This is a genomic window from Yimella sp. NH-Cas1 (assembly GCF_022359705.1).
In the GTDB taxonomy this organism is placed as follows: domain Bacteria; phylum Actinomycetota; class Actinomycetes; order Actinomycetales; family Dermatophilaceae; genus Yimella; species Yimella lutea.
The window spans coordinates 1,110,604-1,129,010 of sequence record NZ_JAKSGG010000003.1 but is presented as its reverse complement, the minus strand read 5'-3'; the positions used below and the strand labels follow the sequence as shown (position 1 = coordinate 1,129,010).

The 18,407-nt window shown below is 63.8% G+C and carries 11 protein-coding genes and 2 rRNA genes; all 13 read right to left on the bottom strand.

Annotated elements, in window-relative coordinates:
• Positions 1–14: 14 nt before the first annotated feature.
• The 13 genes from MF407_RS05785 to pheS all read right to left on the bottom strand — a co-directional run bounded on the left by MF407_RS05785 (position 15) and on the right by pheS (position 18,399).
• Positions 15–3,139, bottom strand: a 23S ribosomal RNA gene (locus MF407_RS05785).
• A 427-nt stretch (positions 3,140–3,566) separates the two neighbouring features.
• Positions 3,567–5,089, bottom strand: a 16S ribosomal RNA gene (locus tag MF407_RS05780).
• The 16S and 23S rRNA genes sit together here, the layout of an rRNA operon.
• A gap of 396 nt (positions 5,090–5,485) precedes the next feature.
• Complete coding sequence (tyrS, locus tag MF407_RS05775) at positions 5,486–6,754, bottom strand: tyrosine--tRNA ligase (RefSeq protein ID WP_239701721.1); 1,269 nt, start codon at positions 6,752–6,754, stop codon at positions 5,486–5,488.
• A gap of 65 nt (positions 6,755–6,819) precedes the next feature.
• Positions 6,820–7,458, bottom strand: a complete 639-nt coding sequence (locus MF407_RS05770; protein ID WP_239701720.1) for a DNA-3-methyladenine glycosylase — start codon at positions 7,456–7,458, stop codon at positions 6,820–6,822.
• Positions 7,459–7,462: 4 nt separating this feature from the next.
• Entirely contained in the window at positions 7,463–8,905 is a 1,443-nt protein-coding gene (gene argH / locus MF407_RS05765; protein ID WP_239701719.1) for an argininosuccinate lyase, read from the bottom strand.
• Positions 8,902–9,393, bottom strand: coding sequence for an arginine repressor (gene argR, locus MF407_RS05760; RefSeq protein ID WP_129626751.1), 492 nt, complete (start codon positions 9,391–9,393; stop codon positions 8,902–8,904). Before argR ends, argH begins: the two co-directional genes overlap by 4 nt.
• The gene (gene argF, locus MF407_RS05755; RefSeq protein ID WP_129626748.1) at positions 9,390–10,325 is read right to left on the bottom strand and encodes an ornithine carbamoyltransferase; all 936 of its coding nucleotides are present in this window, start codon (positions 10,323–10,325) and stop codon (positions 9,390–9,392) included. Before argF ends, argR begins: the two co-directional genes overlap by 4 nt.
• The gene (locus MF407_RS05750; RefSeq protein WP_239701718.1) at positions 10,322–11,524 is read right to left on the bottom strand and encodes an acetylornithine transaminase; all 1,203 of its coding nucleotides are present in this window, start codon (positions 11,522–11,524) and stop codon (positions 10,322–10,324) included. The genes argF and MF407_RS05750 overlap by 4 nt, the downstream gene beginning before the upstream one ends.
• On the bottom strand, positions 11,521–12,429 hold the full coding sequence (gene argB, locus MF407_RS05745) for an acetylglutamate kinase (RefSeq protein WP_239701717.1): 909 nt from the start codon (positions 12,427–12,429) through the stop codon (positions 11,521–11,523). Before argB ends, MF407_RS05750 begins: the two co-directional genes overlap by 4 nt.
• A gap of 100 nt (positions 12,430–12,529) precedes the next feature.
• Positions 12,530–13,681 (bottom strand): bifunctional glutamate N-acetyltransferase/amino-acid acetyltransferase ArgJ, encoded by a 1,152-nt coding sequence (gene argJ, locus MF407_RS05740; RefSeq protein ID WP_239701716.1) that lies wholly within the window; start codon positions 13,679–13,681, stop codon positions 12,530–12,532.
• Positions 13,678–14,718: an N-acetyl-gamma-glutamyl-phosphate reductase gene (gene argC, locus MF407_RS05735; RefSeq protein WP_141928759.1), complete on the bottom strand. Its 1,041-nt coding sequence runs from the start codon at positions 14,716–14,718 to the stop codon at positions 13,678–13,680. Before argC ends, argJ begins: the two co-directional genes overlap by 4 nt.
• A gap of 67 nt (positions 14,719–14,785) precedes the next feature.
• Positions 14,786–17,305, bottom strand: coding sequence for a phenylalanine--tRNA ligase subunit beta (gene pheT / locus MF407_RS05730; protein WP_239701715.1), 2,520 nt, complete (start codon positions 17,303–17,305; stop codon positions 14,786–14,788).
• Positions 17,305–18,399 (bottom strand): phenylalanine--tRNA ligase subunit alpha, encoded by a 1,095-nt coding sequence (gene pheS, locus MF407_RS05725; protein WP_239701714.1) that lies wholly within the window; start codon positions 18,397–18,399, stop codon positions 17,305–17,307. Before pheS ends, pheT begins: the two co-directional genes overlap by 1 nt.
• Between the last annotated feature and the right edge of the window lie 8 nt (positions 18,400–18,407).

The window sequence follows — 18,407 nt, the reverse complement described above, 5'->3', positions numbered from 1 at the left end:
TTGTTGTGAAGGGTTTGAGTAAGTTATCGGCTTATTAGTACCGGTCAGCTACACACATTACTGTGCTTCCACGTCCGGCCTATCAACCCAGTCGTCTACTGGGAGCCTCTCACCCACAAAGGGGCATGGAAACCTCATCTTGAAGCGTGCTTCCCGCTTAGATGCTTTCAGCGGTTATCACTTCCGAACGTAGCTAATCAGCGGTGCTCCTGGCGGAACAACTGACACACCAGAGGTTCGTCCATCCCGGTCCTCTCGTACTAGGGACAGGTCTTCTCAAGTTTCCTACGCGCACAGCGGATAGGGACCGAACTGTCTCACGACGTTCTAAACCCAGCTCGCGTACCGCTTTAATGGGCGAACAGCCCAACCCTTGGGACCTACTCCAGCCCCAGGATGCGACGAGCCGACATCGAGGTGCCAAACCATGCCGTCGATATGAGCTCTTGGGCAAGATCAGCCTGTTATCCCCGGGGTACCTTTTATCCGTTGAGCGACGGCGCTTCCACAAGCCACCGCCGGGTCACTAGTCCCGACTTTCGTCTCTGCTCGACATGTCTGTCTCACAGTCAAGCTCCCTTGTGCACTTACACTCAAAACCTGATTGCCAACCAGGCTGAGGGAACCTTTGGGCGCCTCCGTTACCTTTTAGGAGGCAACCGCCCCAGTTAAACTACCCACCAGGCACTGTCCCTGATCCGGATCACGGACCGAGGTTAGGAGCCCAGAACGACCAGAGTGGTATTTCAACGTTGACTCCACACACACTGGCGTGCATGCTTCACAGTCTCCCACCTATCCTACACAAGCCGTACCGAACACCAATACCAAGCTGTAGTAAAGGTCCCGGGGTCTTTCCGTCCTGCTGCGCGTAACGAGCATCTTTACTCGTAGTGCAATTTCGCCGAGTTCGCGGTTGAGACAGTGGAGAAGTCGTTACGCCATTCGTGCAGGTCGGAACTTACCCGACAAGGAATTTCGCTACCTTAGGATGGTTATAGTTACCACCGCCGTTTACTGGCGCTTAAGTTCTCAGCTTCGCCCAAAGGCTAACCGGTCCCCTTAACGTTCCAGCACCGGGCAGGCGTCAGTCCGTATACATCGAATTACTTCTTCGCACGGACCTGTGTTTTTAGTAAACAGTCGCTTCTCCCTGGTCTCTGCGGCCCTCACCCCTAGTGAGCAAGTCACTTCAAGGATTGGGCCCCCCTTCTCCCGAAGTTACGGGGGCATTTTGCCGAATTCCTTAACCACGATTCACTCGATCGCCTTAGTATTCTCTACCTAACCACCTGAGTCGGTTTAGGGTACGGGCGGCTCGAACCTCGCTAGAAGTTTTTCTCGGCAGCATAGGATCACCCTACTTCCCACATATGTGGTCACTATCAACTCTCAGCCTGAATGACTGGCGGATTTGCCTACCAGTCGGCCTACAGTCTTAGACGGGGACAACCATCGCCCCGCGGAGGCTACCTTCCTGCGTCACTCCCTCGCTTACCTACTACAAGATCGGGTCCCACGCTCCCCACCAACACGCACACCCGAAGGCGTACGAACATGATGGTTCGGGTGGTTAGCATCCCTTGGTTCGATATGGGCGGTCCTTCGCCGGTTCCGGAATATCAACCGGATGTCCATCGACTACGCCTGTCGGCCTCGCCTTAGGTCCCGACTTACCCAGGGCAGATTAGCTTGACCCTGGAACCCTTGGTTATTCGGCGGACGGGTTTCTCACCCGTCATTCGCTACTCATGCCTGCATTCTCACTCGTGTGGCCTCCACACCTGGATCACTCCGGCGCTTCACTGCCCACACGACGCTCCCCTACCCAACCACACCCCTGGACCACAAACACAAGGCTTGAAATCAGGGTGTCGTGTGATTGCCACAGCTTCGGTGGTGTGCTTGAGCCCCGCTACATTGTCGGCGCGGAATCACTTGACCAGTGAGCTATTACGCACTCTTTAAAGGGTGGCTGCTTCTAAGCCAACCTCCTGGTTGTCACAGCAACTCCACATCCTTTTCCACTTAGCACACGCTTAGGGACCTTAGCTGGTGATCTGGGCTGTTTCCCTCTCGACTATGAAGCTTATCCCCCACAGTCTCACTGCCACGCTCTCACTTACCGGCATTCGGAGTTTGGCTGACGTCAGTAACCTGGTGAGGCCCATCAGCCATCCAGTAGCTCTACCTCCGGCAAGAAACACGTGACGCTGCACCTAAATGCATTTCGGGGAGAACCAGCTATCACGGAGTTTGATTGGCCTTTCACCCCTACCCACAGCTCATCCCCTCAGTTTTCAACCTAAGTGGGTTCGGTCCTCCACGACGTCTTACCGTCGCTTCAACCTGGCCATGGGTAGATCACTCCGCTTCGGGTCTAGACCCAGCGACTAAAAACGCCCTCTTCGGACTCGCTTTCGCTACGGCTACCCCACCCGGGTTAACCTCGCCACTGAGCACTAACTCGCAGGCTCATTCTTCAAAAGGCACGCCATCACCCCAACAAGGAGGCTCTGACGGATTGTAAGCGCACGGTTTCAGGTACTATTTCACTCCCTCCCGGGGTACTTTTCACCTTTCCCTCACGGTACTAGTCCGCTATCGGTCACCAGGGAATATTTAGGCTTAGCAGGTGGTCCTGCCAGATTCACACCGGATTTCACGGGCCCGGTGCTACTTGGGAACACGTCCAAGACAGTGACACATGTTTCGGCTACAGGACTTACACCCTCTCCGGTACACCATTCAAGATGTTTCGCCTACACGCGCCATTTCTAACTGCCCACCAACATGTCAGCATTGGTAAGAACGATCCCACAACCCCACGACTGCAACCCCTGACAGGTATCACACAACCGCGGTTTAGCCTCATCCGCTTTCGCTCGCCACTACTCACGGAATCACTCTTGTTTTCTCTTCCTGTGGGTACTGAGATGTTTCACTTCCCCACGTTCCCTCCACATACCCTATGAGTTCAGGTATGGGTCACACCACATGAATGGTGCGGGGTTCCCCCATTCGGAAATCCTCGGATCACAGTCTGGTTATCGACTCCCCGAGGCTTATCGCAGATTCCTACGTCCTTCATCGGTTCCTGGTGCCAAGGCATCCACCGTACGCTCTTAAAAACTTACACAAAAAAACTTCACAGAGCACTACAGATGCTTCGCGTCCACTATGCAATTCTCAAACAACACACAGCACCACCACCACCCACACCAACCCAGACCCACAAGCCCAGATCATTCAGTGCAGCCGGCGAACAGCCTGCCAACCCAGAAAAAACAACCCCAACCACCACCACAACCCACCAAGGAGCTGTACCAGTCGCCGAAGATCGTTTCTTCAGGACCCAACAACGTGCCGACACCCCACACCCAGCAACCACCCCGAACACCTTTCCACAACCCCAGCCCAGCATCCGTGATCACTCACATCAGCCGAACCACCGGCTCGTACTCGGTCGAGACAGCCACCCGGTCACGGGCACCATGATTGATGTTCCACCCTTGAGCAGGACCCCACCACACACGCGGTGATGAAAGGCCACTGTCGCTCCTTAGAAAGGAGGTGATCCAGCCGCACCTTCCGGTACGGCTACCTTGTTACGACTTAGTCCCAATCGCCAATCCCACCTTCGACGGCTCCCCCCACAAGGGTTAGGCCACCGGCTTCGGGTGTTACCGACTTTCGTGACTTGACGGGCGGTGTGTACAAGGCCCGGGAACGTATTCACCGCAGCACTGCTGATCTGCGATTACTAGCGACTCCAACTTCATGGGGTCGAGTTGCAGACCCCAATCCGAACTGAGACCGGTTTTAAGGGATTCGCTCCACCTCACGGTATCGCAGCCCTCTGTACCAGCCATTGTAGCATGCGTGAAGCCCAAGACATAAGGGGCATGATGATTTGACGTCATCCCCACCTTCCTCCGAGTTGACCCCGGCAGTCTCCCATGAGTCCCCACCATCACGTGCTGGCAACATGGAACGAGGGTTGCGCTCGTTGCGGGACTTAACCCAACATCTCACGACACGAGCTGACGACAACCATGCACCACCTGTACACCAGCCAAAAGGCACACACATCTCTGCATGCTTCCGGTGTATGTCAAGCCTTGGTAAGGTTCTTCGCGTTGCATCGAATTAATCCGCATGCTCCGCCGCTTGTGCGGGCCCCCGTCAATTCCTTTGAGTTTTAGCCTTGCGGCCGTACTCCCCAGGCGGGGCGCTTAATGCGTTAGCTGCGGCACGGAACTCGTGGAATGAGTCCCACACCTAGCGCCCAACGTTTACGGCATGGACTACCAGGGTATCTAATCCTGTTCGCTCCCCATGCTTTCGCTTCTCAGCGTCAGTAATGGCCCAGAGACCTGCCTTCGCCATCGGTGTTCCTCCTGATATCTGCGCATTTCACCGCTACACCAGGAATTCCAGTCTCCCCTACCATACTCTAGCCTGCCCGTACCCACTGCAGAACCGGAGTTAAGCCCCGGTCTTTCACAGCAGACGCGACAAACCGCCTACAAGCTCTTTACGCCCAATAATTCCGGACAACGCTCGCACCCTACGTATTACCGCGGCTGCTGGCACGTAGTTAGCCGGTGCTTCTTCTGCAGGTACCGTCACTCTCGCTTCGTCCCTACTGAAAGAGGTTTACAACCCGAAGGCCGTCATCCCTCACGCGGCGTCGCTGCATCAGGCTTTCGCCCATTGTGCAATATTCCCCACTGCTGCCTCCCGTAGGAGTCTGGGCCGTGTCTCAGTCCCAGTGTGGCCGGTCACCCTCTCAGGCCGGCTACCCGTCAAAGCCTTGGTGAGCCACTACCTCACCAACAAGCTGATAGGCCGCGAGTCCATCCCCCACCAAAAAATCTTTCCACACACAACCATGCGACCATGTATGAATATCCAGTATTAGACCTCGTTTCCAAGGCTTATCCCAGAGTGAAGGGCAGGTTACTCACGTGTTACTCACCCGTTCGCCACTAATCCACCCCAGCAAGCTGGAGCTTCATCGTTCGACTTGCATGTGTTAAGCACGCCGCCAGCGTTCGTCCTGAGCCAGGATCAAACTCTCCGTAAAAAAACAGAAAAACTATCCTGGCCGAAATTGATCAAGAGCATTCATAAAAAATGCTACTGAGTACAATCTCAACCAAACAAACATTTGGCATCAATCACTCGACACGCTGTTGAGTTCTCAAGAAACGATCGCTCACCTTGGTTCGGCTTCTCAGCCGCACTTTCCGGGGCAACCTCTTCAGGTTATCACCGCCTTTCTTCGCTTTCAAATCGGCTTTTCTTCCGATTTCGAGCTCCGAGAGCGGTGGTTTCGCCTTGCGGATCCGGCCTTGCCTTGCGGCTTGTCCGTTCCCTCGCCGGGCGACTCGGAGAACATTACGCCGATCCCCGCGTGATGCCAAATCGGGGAGGGTGCGACCTGCGCCACACCCTCCCCGACCGTGACGAACGCCCGGAACTAAGCGGAATTCTGGGGTAGCCGCGCAGCCGCCTGGTGCTTGCGACCTCGCTTGATGACGGCCACCTGGCCGTGCAGGAAGTCGTTCTCGGTCAGGCTTGCCTCGACATCGGTGATCTTGTCGTTGTTGACCGAGATGCCACCGTCACCGATCAGCCGGCGCGCCGCGTTGCGGCTGTCAGCGATCCCGACGGCGATCAATGCCTCGACGATGCCTGTCCCGACCGCCACCTCGCCGCCAGGGAGCTCGGTGGTCGCATCACGCAGGGTGCTGGCGTCCAGAGCGGTGATGTCTCCCTTGCCGAACAACGCTTCGGACGCAGCCTGAACCGCCTCGGTCGCATCGGCGCCGTGCACCAGGGTGGTCGCAGCTGACGCGAGTGCCCGCTGGGCCGCGCGTTTGAACGGTTCGTCCGCCACCTGGCGTTCGTACTCCGAGATCTCCTCGGGACCGAAGTCGCTGAACACCTTCAGCAGCTTCACCACTTCGGAGTCCTCGACGTTGACGAAGTACTGGTAGAAGGCGTACGGCGAGGTCATCTCCGGGTTCAGCCAGATGGCGTTGCCCTCCGACTTCCCGTACTTGCGTCCGGTCGAGTCCGTCAGCAGCGGCGAGGTCAACGCGTGCACATGCGCGGAGTCGGCCAGTCGCACCAGGTCCACGCCGGCGATCAGGTTGCCCCACTGATCGGAGCCCCCGACCTGCAGCGTGCATCCGTGGGCGCGGTACAGATGCAAGTAGTCCAGCCCCTGCAGGATCTGGTAGCTGAACTCGGTGTAGCTGATACCCGTGTCCGAATTCAGCCGCGCCGAGACCGCGTCCTTCTTGATCATCGCGTTCACCCGGAAGTACTTGCCGTAGTCGCGCAGGAAGTCCAGGGCACTGATGCCCTCGGTCCAGTCCAGGTTGTTGACCATGGTGGCCGGGTTGTCACCGTCGAAGTCGAGGAATGACTCGGCTTGCGCGCGGATCGAGGCCACCGCATCGGCGACCTGATCCTTCGTGCGTAACACCCGCTCGCTGTCCGGCTTCGGGTCACCGATCAGACCGGTCGAACCACCGACGAGGCAGATCACGCGATGGCCCGCCTGCTGCAGCCGGCGAAGCTGCATCAACTGGACCAGGTTGCCGAAGTGGAGGGACGGAGCCGTCGGGTCGAAACCGCAATACACGGTGAGCTTCCCCTCGAGCGCTTCCCGCAGCGCGGCCTCGTCGGTGGTCTGCGCCACCAGGCCCCGCCACTGCAACTCGTCGAAGATGTTGCTCACGTGTCCGTCCTCCCTTTCTACCGCACGCAGGCTCCGTGCGTCGTTGATCGTGGTCAAAGCCTGCCTTACGGCCGGGCCGGCCTGCGACTCGGTTTCGCCGGCCGATACGCGGAGACGTACGGGTCCTCGGTGATCCAGAAGCGCCATGGGAACAACTCACCGTCGCCTCCCGGTCCGCTGACACCCACTCGTGGCCCGCTCGAAGTACATTTCGGGACCGTTGCAGGGACGAGCAGCAGGTCCGGCGCGGAACCCTCCATGGACATTCCGTCGTGCGTCCGGTCGAGCGCGAGCGCCTGCGCCAGGCGTCCGGGGCCCCGGGCCAGGTCGCGATCCGACACCCCGCCACGTCGCGATCGAGCCAGATCGACACCGTCCACGACCTCGCCCGCACGGATCAGCACCCCGTGGCCGGTGCCCTCCGGTCCGCACACGAGGTTCAGCGCGTGGTGCATCCCGTAGGTGAAGTACACGTACGCGTGCCCGACCGGGCCGAACATCGACGCATTGCGCGCGGTGCGACCCCGAAAGGTGTGCGCACCGGGGTCGTCACTGCCGGCGTACGCCTCGGCCTCGGTGATGCGGACGGTGACTCCGGCGTGCGAAATCAGGCAGCCGAGGACGTCGTGCGCCACCTGCGTGACCGGCGCGTCGGCGCGGGGACGCAGCCCGGCACCGCAGGGTTCGAGAGCGTCGCGGACCACTCTGTCAGGCCTTCACGACCCGCTGCTGTGACCACGAACGAGCCTGTGCCGCAACGATCTTGGATGCTTCGCGCTGCTCCTCGACGCGCTCCGGAGCGGTGCCACCCTGGGAGTTGCGCGACCCGAGCGATCCGGGCACGGTCAGCACCTCGCGCACCGCGGGAGTGAGCGCCGGATTGATCGCGGTCAGTTCGTCGTCCGTGAGATCCCACAGTTCCTTGTCCTGGGACTCGCAGACGCGGACGCACTCCCCCGCCATTTCGTGCGCGACCCGGAAGGGCGTGCCTTCCCGCACCAACCATTCCGCGATGTCGGTCGCAAGCGCGGAGCCCTGCGGGGCGAGCGCTTCGAGCCGGTCGGTGTCGAACACCATCGTGTCCACCATGCCTGCGAATGCAGGAAGGAGCACCTCCAGGGTGTCGACCGCGTCGAACACCGGTTCCTTGTCCTCCTGCAGGTCGCGGTTGTACGCGAGCGGGAGTGCCTTCAAGGTGGTCATCAGACCGGTGAGATCGCCGACCAGACGTCCGGCCTTGCCACGCGCGAGTTCGGCGACATCGGGGTTCTTCTTCTGCGGCATGATGCTCGACCCGGTCGAGTAGGAGTCGTCCAGCGTGATGAACGAGAACTCCTTGGTCGCCCAGAGCACGACCTCCTCGGCGATCCGGGAGATGTCCACCGCGGTCATCGCGGACACGAAGGCGAACTCGGCGACGAAGTCACGGCTCGCAGTTGCGTCGATGGAGTTCATCGCCGCCCTGCTGAACCCGAGGTCGGCAGCCACCGCACGTGGGTCGAGGCCGAGGCTGGAGCCGGCGAGCGCGCCCGAACCATAGGGCGATTCGTCGGCGCGCTTGTCCCAGTCGGCGAACCTCTGCACATCCCGCAACAATGCCCAGGCGTGCGCGAGCAGGTGGTGCGACAGCAGCACCGGCTGCGCGTGCTGCAGATGGGTGCGACCCGGCATGGCGACACCGTGGTGTCGTTCGGCCTGCCCGATGAGCGCGTCCACCACGTCGAGGACGAGAGCGCTGACGACACGGGCATGATCGCGCAGGTACATCCGGAAGAGGGTGGCGACCTGGTCGTTGCGGCTCCGGCCGGCACGCAGGCGTCCGCCGAGGTCGTCGCCGGCACGCTCGATGAGCCCGCGTTCGAGAGCGGTGTGGACGTCCTCGTCGTCGACTGCGGGTTCGAAAGCGCCGGTGCGGACGTCATCGAGCAACCGGTCGAGTGCGGCGATCATCCCGTCGCGCTGCGCATCGTCGAGCAGTCCGGCCGAGTGCAACACACGCGCGTGAGCCTTGGACCCGGCGATGTCGTAGGCGGCCAGTCGCCAGTCGAAGTGGGTGGACTTCGACAGTGCGGCGAGCGCGTCGGCCGGCCCCCCGGCGAACCGGCCTCCCCACAGACTCACGCGGTCGTTGCTCGGTACTTCGTTCGTCATGCCTGCCCTTGTGCGAGTTGGATGAAGTAGTCGCGGACCTGCGGGGCCGCTTGCTTGTTTCCGGCGATCACCATGATCGTGTCATCCCCGGCGATGGTTCCGACGACGTCCCGTGGACGCGCGTGGTCGATGGCCGACGCGAGCAGACTGGCGCCGCCCGGCGGCGTCTTGAGAACGACGAGGTTCTCGGACTGATCGGCCGACACCAAGAGATCAGCGCACATGCGTCGTAGTCGACCCTCCGGCTCGGCGAGGGTGGCCACCGCGGTGCCGTCGCCGCCCTCGGCGGCGACGGCGTACACCAGTTGTCCACCCTTACGGAGCTTGACCGCTCCGAGGTCGTCGAGATCGCGGGACAACGTCGCCTGAGTCACTGAAAATCCCTGTGCGGCAAGGATTTCCGACAGTTGTGTCTGGGATTGGACTTCCTCGCGAGCGAGCACATCCGCAATGGCGCGGTGCCGTGAGGCACGCGTGCCGGTGATCATGACGACTGCTCCAGCAGGAAGGCCATGAGTGCCTTCTGGGCGTGCAAGCGGTTCTCGGCCTCATCCCAGACCACCGAGCGCGGCCCGTCGATGACGTCGGCCGAGATCTCGAAACCGCGGTAGGCGGGCAGGCAGTGCATCACGATCGCGTCCGCGGCAGCGTGCCCGAGGAGTGTCTCGTCGAGCGCGAACCTCGCGAAGGGACTCTCGACGCCCTTGCGCGTCTGTGCCTCGGTCTCTTTGCCCATCGAGACCCAGGTGTCGGTGATGACGACGTCGGCCCCCCGGACAGCGGTGATCGGATCGTCGCCCACCGCAACCGAACCGCCGGTGTCCGCAGCAATCTCCTGCGCTCGCTCGAGGACTGCCGGCTGCGGACGGTGCGAACCCGGGGTGCCGATCCGCACGTGCATGCCGGCGAGTGACCCGCCGAGGAGGTAGGAATGCGCCATGTTGTTCGCGCCGTCGCCGACGTACGTGATGGTGAGGCCGGCGAGGTCTGCCTTGTGCTCCTTGATGGTCAGCAGGTCGGCGAGGATCTGACAGGGGTGGAAGTCGTCGGTGAGAGCGTTGACCACCGGCACACCCGCGAACTGCGCCATCTCCTCGATCCGGTCCTGACCGAAGGTGCGCCATACGATGAGCGACACCTGGCGGCCAAGGACGCGTGCCACGTCCGCCACCGACTCCCGGGTGCCGATCTGCGCCAGGTTTCCGTCGACCACCGTCGGGAAGCCGCCGAGTTCGGCGACCCCGGTACTGAAGGACAACTGCGTGCGCAACGTCGGCTTGTCGAAGATGATCGCCACTGCCTGCGGACCGGCCAGCGGTTGCCGGGCGGTGCGATCGGCCTTCATCTGCGCGGCGAGGTCGAGCACCCGCGCCTGTTCGGCCGGGGTGAGGTCGTCGTCACGTAGGAAGTGACGCGTCATGAGGTGGCCTCCGTGATGAGGGTGGGCAGGGCGTCGACGAAGGTCTGCAACTGCTCCTGGGCAATGATCAGCGGCGGAGCAAGACGAATGGCGTTCGGCGCAACGGCGTTCACGATGAAGCCTGCGTTCCGGGCGGCCGTCACGACGTCGGCGGACAACTCATCGCGTAACTCCACGGCGAGCAGCAGTCCGCGCCCGCGGACGCCGGCGACGCGCTCGTCATCCAGATCGTCGACAGCGGCCGCGAACCACTCGCCGAGCGTGCGGGCGTTGTCCAGCAGATCGTCCCGCTCGATGACATCGATGACCGCCAGTCCAGCGGCGCAGGCCAGTGGGTTTCCGCCGAAGGTGGTGCCGTGTTGGCCGGGTTGGAGCAGGGCCGAGACCTCGGCACCGAACGTGACCATCGCACCGATCGGGACGCCACCGCCGAGACCCTTGGCGAAGGTCACGGCGTCCGGGACGATGCTCGATCTTTGATGCGCAAGCCAGTCACCGGTTCGTCCGACACCGGTCTGGATCTCGTCGACGATCAGCAAAGCGCCTGCGGCAGAGGTGATCTCACGTGCCGCCCGGAGGTACTCGTCGTCGGCGACACGCACCCCCGCCTCGCCCTGGATGGGCTCGAGGAAGACTGCCGCCGTCCGGTCGTCGACCGCGGAACGCAACGCGTCCGCGTCGCCGAACGGGACGTGGACGACGTCCGGCAGCAGGGGTTGGAACGGCTCTCGATAGGCCGCTTTGTGCGTGAGAGCCAGTGCGCCGGTGGTGCGCCCGTGGAAAGCGCCCTCGCACGCGACGATCTTCGACCGGCCGGTGCGGCGGCTCAGCTTGATCGCGGCTTCGTTCGCCTCCGCACCGGAGTTGGCGAAGAACACCCGCGATCCTTCCGGCGCCCGGCTGATCCGAAGGAGTTCGTGCGCCAGGGCGACCTGGGCAGGGCTGGTGAAGAAGTTGGAGACGTGCAGCATCTCGCCGGCCTGTTTGGAGACGGCGGCAACCAGGTCAGGGTGGTTGTGACCGACGGCGTTGACGGCGATCCCACCCAGCAGGTCCAGGTAGCGCTTGCCGTCCAGATCCCAGACGTAGCATCCGTCGCCGCGATCGATGACCAGCGAGGGGGCGCCGAAGACCGGGAGGAGCTCCTCGCTGTACTGCGCAAGAGCGGTCTGCTGATTTGCGGTCGTGTTGTCGGTCATGCGTTCTCCTTCGGAAGCAGCATGGTGCCGATTCCGGCGTTGGTGAAGATCTCGAGCAACACCGAGTGCGGTCGCCGACCGTCGATCACGTGCGCCTGCGGCACTCCCCCGTCGATGGCCCGGATGCAGGCCTCGAGCTTGGGCACCATGCCGCTGTCGACGCGGGTGAGCAACTCCCGCGCGTCGTCGACGGGCAGCGTGCTGAGCAGGCTCTCGCGGTCGGGCCAGTCGGCGTAGATGCCCTCGACGTCGGTCAGCACGACGAGCTTGCGAGCACCGAGCGCGGTTGCCAGCGCCGCCGCAGCGGTGTCGGCGTTGACGTTGAGAACTTGTCCTTCGACGTCCAGATCGGGCGCGACCGAGGAGACGACAGGAATACGTCCTGCGTCCAGAAGGTCCTGTACCGCAGCGGGATTCACCGTCTCGACGTCACCGACCAGGCCGATGTCGACCGTCTCGCCGTCGACCACAGCACCGCGCTTACGAGCACCGAAGAGTGAGGCGTCCTCCCCCGACAAACCCACTGCCAGTGCGCCGTGGTTGTTGATGAGGCCGACGAGTTCGCGCGAGACCTGCCCGGTGAGCACCATGCGGACGACGTCCATCACCTCGGGTGTGGTGACCCGTAGACCGCCCTTGAACTCACTCTCGAGGCCGAGGCGGGTGAGCATGGCCTGGATCTGCGGGCCTCCGCCATGCACCACGACGGGACGCAGACCGGCGTACTTCAAGAAGGCGACGTCCTCCGCGAAAGCTGCCTTGAGGGTGTCGTCGGTCATCGCGTTGCCGCCGTACTTGATGACGACGAGAGCACCCCGGAACTGCTCGAGCCAGGGCAACGCTTCGACGAGCGTGGCCGCCTTGTCCGCGGCGGCGGCGAGGGAGACGGAATCACGGAGTGTCATGCAAGCACCTGCGTTCTGGCGACAGCTGTCATTGCGATCCTGATCAGGGTCCCCGCGAAGTACCGAGCCCAGCTTCCGGAGCGTGGACTTCGTGAGGTGATCATGTGGAGTAGGCCGAGTTCTCGTGCACGTAGTCGTGGGTCAGGTCGTTGGTCCAGACCGTGGCGGACGCGTCGCCGGCGTGCAGGTCGACGACGACGTGAACTTCACGCTCGGAAAGGTCGACCAGCGATCGGTCGTCCCCGACACCGCAGCCGCGGCAGACCTGGACGCCGTTGACGTTGACGTCGAGCCGCTGCGGCTCGAAGACCGCGTCCGTCGTGCCGACCGCCGCGACGATGCGGCCCCAGTTGGGGTCGTTGCCGAAGATCGCACACTTGAACAGGTTGTTCCGTGCGATCGCCCTGGCGACGGTCAATGCGTCGGATTCGCTTGCGGCAGTGCGAACTTCGATGGCGACCTCATGATGGGCACCCTCGGCGTCAGCGATGAGCTGTCGGGCCAGCGAGCCGCACACCTCGGTGACGGCGGCGATGAGGTCCTCCTGGCTCGGGCGGACCCCCGACGCGCCCGAAGCCAGGAGGAGGACTGTGTCGTTGGTCGACTGGCAACCATCGGAGTCGATGCGGTCGAAGGTCGTCGCCGTCGCGGTACGGAGCACGCCGTCGAGTTCGGACTGATCGACGACCGCGTCAGTTGTCACCACGACGAGCATCGTGGCGAGTGCCGGCGCCAGCATCCCTGCACCTTTGGCCATGCCGCCCACGGACCAGCTGGCACGCTGCACCACAGCCTGTTTGGGCACGGTGTCGGTGGTCATGATCGCGCGCGCAGCGTCCTCACCACCGTCCGGCGTCACCGCCGAAACCAGTTGCGGCACAGCGCTTTCGATCTTGTCCACCGGCAGAAGTTCACCGATCAGACCTGTCGAGCAGACTGCGAGATCACCCGATGCGATCCGGAGTGCATCCGCCACCAGTTCCGCAGTGCGGTGCGTGTCGGCGAAGCCCTGCGGCCCGGTGCACGCGTTCGCGCCCCCCGAGTTCAGGACGACGGCGTCGACTCGACCGTCACCGACCACGATCCGCGACCAGGTGACCGGCGCAGCCTCCACGCGGTTGCTGGTGAACACCGCCGCTGCGTAGTGGTCGGGACCGTCGTTGACGACGAGAGCCAAGTCGGGGTTGCCACTGGTCTTGAGGCCGGCAGTGACTCCGGAAGCCCGGAAACCCTTGGGTGCTGTCACGGTCAAGGCGCCACTCCTACGGTCGGAAGTCCGGTGCACTCATCGAGACCGAGCGCAAGGTTCATGCACTGCACGGCAGCTCCGGCGGTGCCTTTGGTGAGGTTGTCGACCGCGCTGGTCACGACGAGTCGGCCCGCATGCCGATCGACCGCGAACTGCAACTGGACGTTGTTCGATCCGAGCACCGCACCGGTGGACGGCCAGACACCCTCGGGCAATAGCTGGACGAACTGCTCTGTGCCGTAGGCGTTCTCGTACGCTGCCCGAACGTCGCCCTCGGTCACGTCGTCCTTGAGACGGGCCGTACATGTCGCGAGGATCCCGCGCGGCATGGGCGCCAGGGTCGGTGTGAACGACACCGAGACCTTGGCGCCTGCGGCGCGTGCGAGGTTCTGCTCGATCTCGGGGGTGTGACGATGCCCGCCGCCCACCCCGTACGGGCTCATCGATCCCATCGTCTCCGCACCCAGCAAGTGCGGCTTCAGGCTCTTCCCCGCACCGGACGTGCCCGATGCGGCGACGATCACCACATCGTCGAACTCGACGAGACCGGCGGCGAAGGCCGGCGCCAGCGCCAGGCTGACTGCGGTGGGATAGCACCCGGGGACGGCGACGCGTCGGGCTCCTTCGAGAGCGCCGCGCTGCTTACCGTCAGCGGTAACAAGCTCAGGCATCCCGTACGGCCAGGTGCCGGCGAAGTCGGTGTCGTAGAACGAGTTCCACGCCACCTGATCGACCAACCGGAAGTCGGCACCGCAGTCGATGACCACCACGTCGTCGGGCAACGAGCCGGCGAGCGCGGCGCTCTGCCCGTGCGGGAGGGCGAGGAAGACGACCTCGTGGCCGGCGAGGAAGTCCGCGGACGTCTCGTCGAAGGTTCGATCGGCCACCGGCGCGAGGTGCGGGTGCACAGAACCCACCCGCTGCCCCGCCTGACTGCCGGCGCACAGGGCACCGATCTCGACGCCCGGATGGGCGACGAGCAACCGGACGATCTCTCCCCCGGCATAACCGCTCGCTCCGGCGACAGCAACCTTGACCATTCGGAAACAATACACCGCCATGCATAGTCATGCATAGCGGTGTATTGCTGCCATCGCGTGGCCTTCGTCATGCTCCGCGCAGAACCGCCCCGTGCTTCGTGCTCGCCGCACTCACGGCGCCGTCGCGCATGCTGTTGACCTCTTCGGTCTTCAGGGTCCGGTCGGCCCGGAAGGTCATCCGGAAAGCCAAGGACTTCTTGCCCTCGCCGACCTGATCACCCTCGTAACTGTCGAACAACTGGATCTGCTCGAGGTCGTCGCCTGCCGCGGAGCGCAGCGTCTGCAGGACCTCTCCGGCCCGCACGCAGGAGTCCACGGTGAGCGCGATGTCGCTCTGCACGATCGGGAAGTTGGACAGCCCGACCGCCTGCGGTGTCGAGGACGCCGCGATCAGTGCGTCCAGATCGAGTTCACCCGCGACCGGACGACCGGTCAGTCCAAAGGAGGTCACCACCTTCGGGTGCAACTCCCCCGCCGCGCCGATGACCGTGCCGTCCGCCAGAACGAGTTCTGCGCACCGTCCCGGGTGGAACGGGGCAACTGCTGCGGTGCGCACCTGGATCGGAACGGCAAGGGCATCACCGACGGCGAGGGCGGCCGCGATCGCGTCGGACCAGTCGGCCACCCGTCCCTGCCCCCACCAACCGCCGCGATCGGTTTCACCTGCCATGGCCCAGGCAAGGTGCCGCGGCTGGTCGGGCACGGCGTCCTCGATCGCGCGAACGGCATCCGGACCCGGGTAGGTGCCGACCGGGAAGGTCTGCGCCTGGCCCGCGGCGCCGGCGATCACCAGGCCGTGTTCGAACAACGCTACGTCTCGCTGTCCGCGAGAAACGTTGCGGCGCAGGGATTCGAGCACATTCGGCAACACTGCCGTACGAATGAGCGGCTCCTCCTCCGACAGCGGATTGGCCACGCGGACGGTGACTCGACGCACGTCGTCGGCCGCGTACCCCAGCTGGTCGAACGACTTCTCCGCGACGAACGGAGCACTCCAGATCTCCCAGAATCCACGCGCCGCCAGAACGTTCGCAGCGATCCGTCGTGCCTGCTGGGCACGGGTCAGCCCGCGACCGCCGGGCGCCGCCGGGACGATCGAGGGGATGGCGTCATAGCCCTCGATCCGGGCGACCTCTTCGGCGAGGTCGGGCCAGGTCGCGAGATCGGGGCGCCAGGTCGGCGGCGTGACGCGCAGGTGATCGCCGGATCGCTCGACGGCGCACCCGATCTGCTCCAGCACCGACACGACCTGCTCGGTCGTGTAGGGCACGCCGACAAGGCGGCCCGGCTGTGCCGCGTCCAGTTCGATGACCGGTCGCCGCAACGGTGAGTAAACGTCGGTGACGCCCTCATCGGCGGCACCACCGCCGAACTCGATGAGCAGGTCGACTGCCAATTGCGCTGCGGCGACAGCGACTTCGGGGTCGACACCACGTTCGAAACGCTTTGATGCCTCGGTGGCCAGCTTGTGTCGACGTGCCGAACGGGCGATCGAGGTCTGATCGAAGCGGGCCGCCTCGATGAGCACGTTGCGGGTGGACTCGCTGACCTCGGAGTCCTCGCCCCCCATGACGCCGGCAATGGCCAGGGCCCTCTCCCCCGCGTCCGTGATCAGCAGGTCCTCGGGGAAAAGATCGCGCTCGACGTCGTCGAGGGTCTTGAGCTTCTCGCCCGCGCGGGCACGACGCACGACGATCGGCCCGGTCAGGGTGTCGACGTCGAAGGCATGCAACGGCTGACCGAGCGCAAGCATCACGTAGTTGGTGATGTCGACCGCGAGCGAGATCGGCCGCATACCCGCCTCGGTCAGGCGGGTGGCCATCCACTCGGGCGTGACTGCGGACGGGTCGATGCCGCGCACGACGCGGGCCACGTACCGGGTGCACCCGATGTTGCCGCCCACCGGGGCGTCGTCCTGGACCTGCACCCCGAATCCGGAGTCGTTCGCGGCAGGCGCCTTGTCGACCAGCGCAGGCGCGGGGTCGGTGTAGGCGGCACCGGTCGAGTGCGAGTACTCACGCGCCACACCGCGGATGCAGAAGCAGTAGCCACGGTCGGGGGTGACGTTGATCTCGACGGTCTCCCGGTCGAGGCCGAGCAGCGGCAACGCGTCCTGGCCGGCTGTGAAATCCACGCCCGGGACACGCTCGGTCAGACGGATGATACCGCCGGATCCGTCGTCCGGAAGGCCGAGTTCGTCTGCAGCACAGATCATTCCGGCGGACACGTGACCGTAGGTCTTACGCGCCGAGATGGCGAACCCGCCCGGCAGCACCGCTCCTGGCAGCACGCAGACGACCCAGTCACCGGCGTCGAAGTTGTGCGCGCCGCAGACGATCCCCTGGGGCTCACCCGAACCGTTCGCGTCACCGACGTCGACCTGGCACCAGTTGATCGTCTTGCCGTTCTTCTGCTGCTCCGGCTCCTTGGAGATAACCCGGCCGACCACAAGCGGTCCGGTGATGTCACCGCCGTGGATGCCTTCCTCCTCCAGGCCGACCTTCACCAGGGCGGCCGCGACGTCGACACCGCGTGCATCGGCCGGGACTGCGACGTACTCGCGCAGCCAATCGATCGGCACCCGCATCAGATCTCCATTCCGAACTGGTTGTTGAAGCGAACGTCGCCCTCGATCATTTCGCGCATGTCGGCCGCGCCGGTGCGGAACATCAGCGCCCGATCGACGCCCATGCCGAAGGCGAATCCGGAGTACTTCTCGGGGTCGATGTTGCAGGCGCGCAACACGTTCTGGTTGACCATGCCGCAGCCGCCCCACTCGATCCAGCCGGTACCGGAACAGGCGCGGCAGTCGGGATCCTCGCCTCGGCAGACGAAGCAGCGCAGATCCATCTCGGCCGACGGCTCGGTGAACGGGAAGTACGACGGACGCAGCCGCGTCACGATGCCCTCGCCGAACAGTTCGGTGGCCATCCGGTCGAGCGTGCCCTTCAGGTGGGCCATCGTCAGGCCTTCGTCGACGGCCAGTCCCTCGATCTGATGGAAGGCCGGCATGTGCGTCGCATCGAGCTCGTCGGTGCGGAAAACCCTTCCGAGACAACCGATATAGAGCGGGGCTCCACGTTCGAGCATGGCGCGCGCCTGCACCGGCGAGGTGTGCGTGCGAAGCACGAGGCCGGCGTCCGCCGGTTCGATGTAGAAGGTGTCCTGCATCTGCCGGGCCGGGTGATCGACGTCGAAGTTGAGGGCGTCGAAGACGAACCACTCGGCCTCGACCTCGGGACCTTCGGCGATCTCCCAACCCATGCCGACGAGGATGTCGGCGATCCGCTCTCCCATGAGCTCGGTGGGGTGACGACGGCCCAGCGGGTTGCGCCCGGAGATCATCGTGACGTCGACGGCTTCCTCCACCAGGATGCGCTCGTCGCGCTCGGCCTCCAGCTCGCTCTGGCGCTGCTTCAGCGCTGCGCCAACCTCACCACGCGCCTGACCGACCCGCTTGCCGGCCTCGGCCTTCGCAGTCGGCGGCAACGCGCCGATCTCCCGGTTGGCGAGTGCCAATGGCGACTTGTCGCCCTGGTGGGCGGTGCGGACGGTCTTGAGTTCGTCGAGGTTCGACGCAGCGGTGATCGCGGCGAGCGCGCCCTGAACGGCTTGCTCGATGGCAGCGGGGTCGAGTGCGGCGACCTCCACCGGGTCGTACTGGGTGTTGGGGCCTGACATCGCTCTCG

What these genes read in the sequence shown, in the direction of transcription:
- argH (WP_239701719.1), bottom strand. Translation starts at nt 8,905, where the DNA reads ATGACGAACGAAGTACCGAGCAACGACCGCGTGAGTCTGTGGGGAGGC.
- argR (WP_129626751.1), bottom strand. Translation starts at nt 9,393, where the DNA reads ATGATCACCGGCACGCGTGCCTCACGGCACCGCGCCATTGCGGATGTG.
- argF (WP_129626748.1), bottom strand. Translation starts at nt 10,325, where the DNA reads ATGACGCGTCACTTCCTACGTGACGACGACCTCACCCCGGCCGAACAG.
- MF407_RS05750 (WP_239701718.1), bottom strand. Translation starts at nt 11,524, where the DNA reads ATGACCGACAACACGACCGCAAATCAGCAGACCGCTCTTGCGCAGTAC.
- argB (WP_239701717.1), bottom strand. Translation starts at nt 12,429, where the DNA reads ATGACACTCCGTGATTCCGTCTCCCTCGCCGCCGCCGCGGACAAGGCG.
- argC (WP_141928759.1), bottom strand. Translation starts at nt 14,718, where the DNA reads ATGGTCAAGGTTGCTGTCGCCGGAGCGAGCGGTTATGCCGGGGGAGAG.
- pheT (WP_239701715.1), bottom strand. Translation starts at nt 17,305, where the DNA reads ATGCGGGTGCCGATCGATTGGCTGCGCGAGTACGTCGCAGTCCCGGCC.
- pheS (WP_239701714.1), bottom strand. Translation starts at nt 18,399, where the DNA reads ATGTCAGGCCCCAACACCCAGTACGACCCGGTGGAGGTCGCCGCACTC.